The 5173-nt window shown below is 37.9% G+C and carries 4 protein-coding genes; all 4 read right to left on the minus strand.

What is annotated here, in order from left to right; all coding sequences use genetic code 11:
* Positions 1-87: 87 nt before the first annotated feature.
* The 4 genes from Q0P86_RS16460 to Q0P86_RS16475 all read right to left on the minus strand — a co-directional run bounded on the left by Q0P86_RS16460 (position 88) and on the right by Q0P86_RS16475 (position 4916).
* Positions 88-1380 carry an SUMF1/EgtB/PvdO family nonheme iron enzyme gene (locus Q0P86_RS16460; protein ID WP_295041002.1) on the minus strand — a complete coding sequence of 431 codons (1293 nt, stop codon included), beginning with the start codon at positions 1378-1380 and terminating at the stop codon, positions 88-90.
* 191 nt (positions 1381-1571) lie between these two features.
* The gene (locus tag Q0P86_RS16465) at positions 1572-2510 is read right to left on the minus strand and encodes a DUF4268 domain-containing protein (protein WP_295041003.1); all 939 of its coding nucleotides are present in this window, start codon (positions 2508-2510) and stop codon (positions 1572-1574) included.
* Between the two features lie 16 nt (positions 2511-2526).
* Positions 2527-3441: a BsuBI/PstI family type II restriction endonuclease gene (locus tag Q0P86_RS16470; protein ID WP_295041005.1), complete on the minus strand. Its 915-nt coding sequence runs from the start codon at positions 3439-3441 to the stop codon at positions 2527-2529.
* Positions 3438-4916 carry an N-6 DNA methylase gene (locus Q0P86_RS16475; protein WP_295041007.1) on the minus strand — a complete coding sequence of 493 codons (1479 nt, stop codon included), beginning with the start codon at positions 4914-4916 and terminating at the stop codon, positions 3438-3440. The genes Q0P86_RS16470 and Q0P86_RS16475 overlap by 4 nt, the downstream gene beginning before the upstream one ends.
* Between the last annotated feature and the right edge of the window lie 257 nt (positions 4917-5173).

The raw sequence follows: 5173 nt of genomic DNA on the forward strand, positions 1-5173 counted from the left end.
GCTTTCAGGCTATTTTTTTAGAAAAATGTTCCACACTTAGCTCAGAAGAGCCAAATTTTGCAGCCCTCAAATTTAGGATATTGACTTCTATTTCAGTTTCCGTACTAAACGAAATCCTTTGGCATATTTTTTTTGTTTGTAAGGCGAACAATGTTCTATTAATGTTCCATCTTCATTAAAAGTCCCCTCACAGATTTTTTTCTTTTTACTTTCTTCAACTTTCACCATTTTAAAAAACAACTGACAAGCGGGACTTTGGTCGTATTCTTGGCTTACACGACATTCCAATGCATGACTATAATTTTCACTAGCATCATTCTTTATCAAGACATATTCCAAGGCATTTCCATATACATCGTATAGCCCGAATGGATTAGGATCTTTTTCACCTGATGCGTTACAAAATGAACGAGAACTATCGCCAAATATCTGTTCGTATTTAGTAACTACTCCGCTTAAAAGATTATCATTTCCCCAGAAGAAGTCATCTTGGGAGCCTGCTTGCTGTAGGGCACCCCATTCTTCATAAAAGGGGATTCTATAACCATTAGCGGACGTATCGATTACAACAACATCATTCAATCTTTTTTCAATGAATGGCAAAGATGTCTTGCGCCACTGTTCAATAGGCAAAATTTTGTAAACCGAATCAAGTCCGTCCCAGATACTACGTACATTTGCATAGTGATATATGTTTGTTGTTTCGAAAGGCCAGTTCTTGCGTCCAATTGATTTTACGCCATCATATTCTCTTCGATTCAACCACTCTGCCTCCCCTATACTAAATTCTGTCGCATCTACAATTAAATCTTGCGACAACGAAACATTTCTGAACCCCGATTCAGGATTTCTCTTTTCCCTACTAGGTATCTTTTTCCCATAGAACACACGATGGGAACCTTTGGAAAGGTTGACAATTTTTTGATTTATAAGGATCCAGTTTGTGTCAATCAAATTTTTCTTTGACGTATCTGGAATATAAAGAGCAGCAACACTTCTAGTGAAGTCATCTGTAAACAAGCAAAGGCAATTTAAAGAGTCTAACTCAGCCTGAAAGGCAAAAAGCCACGTTCCCTTTTCAGTGAAATTTAACGGACATATTTTTATGTATTCGTTTCTATTTACTTCAAACCATCTTGTTCGATTTTCTAAAAAAGACTCCTGGACAACAGAAAAATGCCTAGATTCATGTTTACTGGATTTTGTTTTTACAACGAAATAAACATTCCAGTCAAAAACATTCTGTTTATTTAAATCAAGAGGGACTGTCGAATTAAAAACTTTTCGCCCCTTTGCGTCGAAAACGGCATTGTTTTCTGTAGCAAAGGCATTGTTTGCAGCGACAAGAAAAATAAAAAAGCTGATAATTACATTCTTCATTGATCGATCTCCCATTGCCTAGAATCTGCACAGTCTGACTCGGATAAACGATGCAAGCAATCCCATTGCTTTTCCTAATGGGTTCCATCTTTACTTAACATAGGCCTATTTCTTAATTTTACACTGATCAATGATATATTCAAGAACAAGACTTATAGAAGATTCATTTTATTCAAACAGCCTGTTTATATTTATCCCTTTATTCTTGCTATATGGGGTTTAAAAGCAGATTCAAATTTTTTCATTACAGAAGCCGCTTCACGACCAATATTTTCCCATTTTGATGAATCTGTAGCCCATCCACCACTTATCGGCTTTGAGCTAATGATACAAGCACGATTGTCTGGTTTATCCTGCCATTCTAAATGTAATGAAAAATCTTTTTCAATTTGCTCTTTATTATTTTTTAACAAATTAAAAATTTTTTCATTACTTTCCTTACTATCCCTTCCTTGATCAATATATAATTTTACAAAAACATTTTCTTGAGTAACCCAATATTGATAACCAATTCCACTCTTCCCTGAACCCGCGCCAATCCAATTATGCTCAGTAGGAGAAATTGAGTTAAATAAATTTGTCACTTTACAAGTCTCGGCTATAATAACCTTCCAAAACTCATATCGTAATTCGTGCCGACGTGTTTTTTCTTTTCTAACAGCCCCAACGTTTTGTGCCAATTCATTCGGTTGCACAACTGGAGTCAAAAGAGGCGCTGGTTCAGAATCACCAATTTTTACTGCTTCTAATTTTATGAGAAAAAACTTAACTTCGGTTTGAGCAGTATTCAGCCATTCAAAAGCTTTCACATGTTCTGGCCGAGGATCTGGAGTAATCCAAATAGCAATTTTAGCATCAAAGGCACTTAAATAAGTAAGAACTTTCCCAAGATGGTCATGATCGCTTTTTTCAAGTTGGTTTTCAATAACAATTGAATTGCCTGAAGCATCTTCGGCATACAAATCAACATTAAAACTACCCGCTCCTTTTTCTCGTTCTGGAGCTAAAATTTGGAAACCGACAATATCGGAAAGCACCTCAATATGACCTTCAAGCCACTTTGTGAAATCTTGAGCTTCATTTTTCCATACTTTACGGACTTCAACTTTTGATAATTTTCCAATATCCATAATCAAGCCCCTGTAATCACCCTCTCGGTCCCAAGAACTTGTCTCCGTTCAAATGAATCATGTGCTCCGGCATATCGGCAATCCAGACTTCCGTATCCCAAGCCAAATCTGCGGCAAATTTCTTGTATGTCGCAAAATCAAGGAACGCGGTCACAAATATTTTCCCAGCTTTGACATTCTTGGTTAAATCAGCAAGTTCAACAATCCTCTTTGGGTCCATCGGACCAACGGATGTTACAGCCTCGACAAAATAGAGCCAATCCTTCTTCTCATCGTAGAAAACAACATCAGGCATTTTGTCATGCAGAGTAATTGTAAAGCCCAGTTTCTTTAGAGTCTCAACATCCTTCACCAAATCTTTTTCTGTCGTATCGCCCACATATAGGCATTTGGCATTCGGAGCGAATCTCGGAGCAAAATCTTCAACAATAGCCTTTTGCAGTTTATTATGCTTACCGGGAGAAAGCGCCAACCGTTGACCGTTCACCGAAAGGGCTTGCTTTTGCTTATCTTTTTTCGACGCATAAATACTTTTGAGAGACTCATGCTTTTTCAAGAAAGCCTTTATAGATTCTTCAGACCCCATGTTCTTTAGCACATTCAAAAATTCTTCCGTCAATCGGTAGCGGTAATTGGGGCTATTGGTTGCTAATCCATTATCTTCAACAAATGCCGCTGTTCTAAAATGATGCAATGCGTTTTTACGGACTGTCTCGCGAGTGTTTTCAGCATAGGGAGTTTCACGATAGAACATGTTGATGTAACTCATCATATCGTGAATACGAATCCATTCATTCTGTGCGCATTCCCATTTGCTCTTTGGGTAGATTTTTGCCATGACCAGTAACACATAACAGCACAAGTCATTTTGCTGTTTCTCGGGAACGCCTAGCGCAATCAAAATATTACGAATTTTATCAACATTGCTCATGCGCAGGCCTCCTGAAGGATTTCATCACAGTTTTTTTCCGAAAAATCTTTGCTCTTTATAAGCATTCGACCCATTTCTTGAATCTGTAGCAGATTCGGAATGGGCATAGAGTTTACTTCTGTTGAATTAACCTGAGTTGAACCATTCAGAATTCTGTAATAGGAGTCATAAATGGTCGAATTGAACAGAACATATAGCCCATAAACAGTGCACTCAGAAAGTTCTTCTTCGCCATCAATGAAGTTGATCTTATTTTGCGTGCTTATAAATTGATATCCAGGAAATTTTCGTTTTAGGTAGATTCCGCTTTGCAGTCTCCGTTTTTCTTCCTTGGATGTAAAACGTTTTACAAAAAGATAATTTCTATTCTTTTGCAAAAGGCTTTGCTTTTCGTTGGATACGAATTCATGTTCAATTCCTACCGGGAAAGAAACACGACCTTCCTTGATATGGCGGCTATAGAAAAGAGGAACATTGTTTTCAGATTCTTCAGATTCCAATAATTCTGGCACTCGAAAATCAACGACAAGTCCCGTTTTCATTTTCATACCCAAACTAGGCAAGGTATTTTCAAAGGACCCAATTTTCTTCAGAATTTCAAGGTTATCCTTATTTGCAGGCAAATAAACATAATTGGTCAAAGGAGACACGACTGTATCATACGGAGCATTGAAATGAGAAATTTTGCTGAAATCGCCGTTTCCGTTCGTTGTCGAAATTACGACTTTTGATGGATGTTTTTTTTGCTTTTTTAGTTTGAAAATCATTGTTTCTTGCAGAACAGATTCCTTGTCAAATACATCCGTCCGGCTTTCAAACAAATGGATTCTTTCTAACGATGTGTTTCCAATTAGGTATTTTCTGAAATTTTCGAAATAGGCTCCAGAGGTCCAAGACCGAGGCGTGATATAAACCATTTGCCCATTTTCTTTCAAGTTAAAGATTCCCATAGAGGCAAACAGGAAATACAAATTGGGTGCACCATGACAAACAACCGGCATCGCCAAAGCTTCAGGAGCATCTTTGGGAATTTTTTTATATGGTGGATTGCCAATAATTAGGTCATATTTTTTACTCTCTTGTGCAAATAGGTTTCCATTGAAGGAATCCCTTTGAGAAATAATGTAATTATCTTCAATGACCTTAAATGAAAAATTCTTGTACTCTTTTTTCACCAAGTCTAAATTCGACTTAAGCAAAGGCAAGACATGAGGGTCGTTTTCATAGCAGACGACTTCAACTTTTATTGAAGAATCCTGTTTTAAGATTCTTTCTGCTATGGAAATTGCCAAAATTCCTGACCCTGCACCAGCATCCAAGATGGAAACGTTTTTATTTAAAACAGACAGGTCAAATAAAGAAGCCATGAAACTTGCGGTTTCAGCACTCGTAAAAAATTGTCCATACTCTTTTCTGAGAGATTTGGGCATTTGAGCAATGAATTCATTGGTCTTTTGACAAATTGTTTCCAGCATAATCTAAAAATACATAAATAAAATGGCACAAAATGATAAAAACAGGAAAAAAATGCACTTCATTTTGAGCATCCGCGTTAGGGATAGTGACCCCTTGGGGACAAGACCCGCGCAGCGGGGCTTAGTTCTAGGAGGCGAGCGGCAAGCGTAAGCGCAGACGATTGCCCCTAGAATATAGCCCGACCGCACATATATGTGCGGGAACGCCCAAGAGACATCAGTTACGGTGGTCTCGACCACGCTGTGAGCCGTAGGCG

The sequence above is a fragment of the uncultured Fibrobacter sp. genome (genome assembly GCF_946062555.1).
Taxonomy (GTDB): domain Bacteria; phylum Fibrobacterota; class Fibrobacteria; order Fibrobacterales; family Fibrobacteraceae; genus Fibrobacter.

What these genes read in the sequence shown, in the direction of transcription:
- Q0P86_RS16470 (WP_295041005.1), bottom strand. Translation starts at nt 3,441, where the DNA reads ATGAGCAATGTTGATAAAATTCGTAATATTTTGATTGCGCTAGGCGTT.
- Q0P86_RS16475 (WP_295041007.1), bottom strand. Translation starts at nt 4,916, where the DNA reads ATGCTGGAAACAATTTGTCAAAAGACCAATGAATTCATTGCTCAAATG.
- Q0P86_RS16460 (WP_295041002.1), bottom strand. Translation starts at nt 1,380, where the DNA reads ATGAAGAATGTAATTATCAGCTTTTTTATTTTTCTTGTCGCTGCAAAC.
- Q0P86_RS16465 (WP_295041003.1), bottom strand. Translation starts at nt 2,510, where the DNA reads ATGGATATTGGAAAATTATCAAAAGTTGAAGTCCGTAAAGTATGGAAA.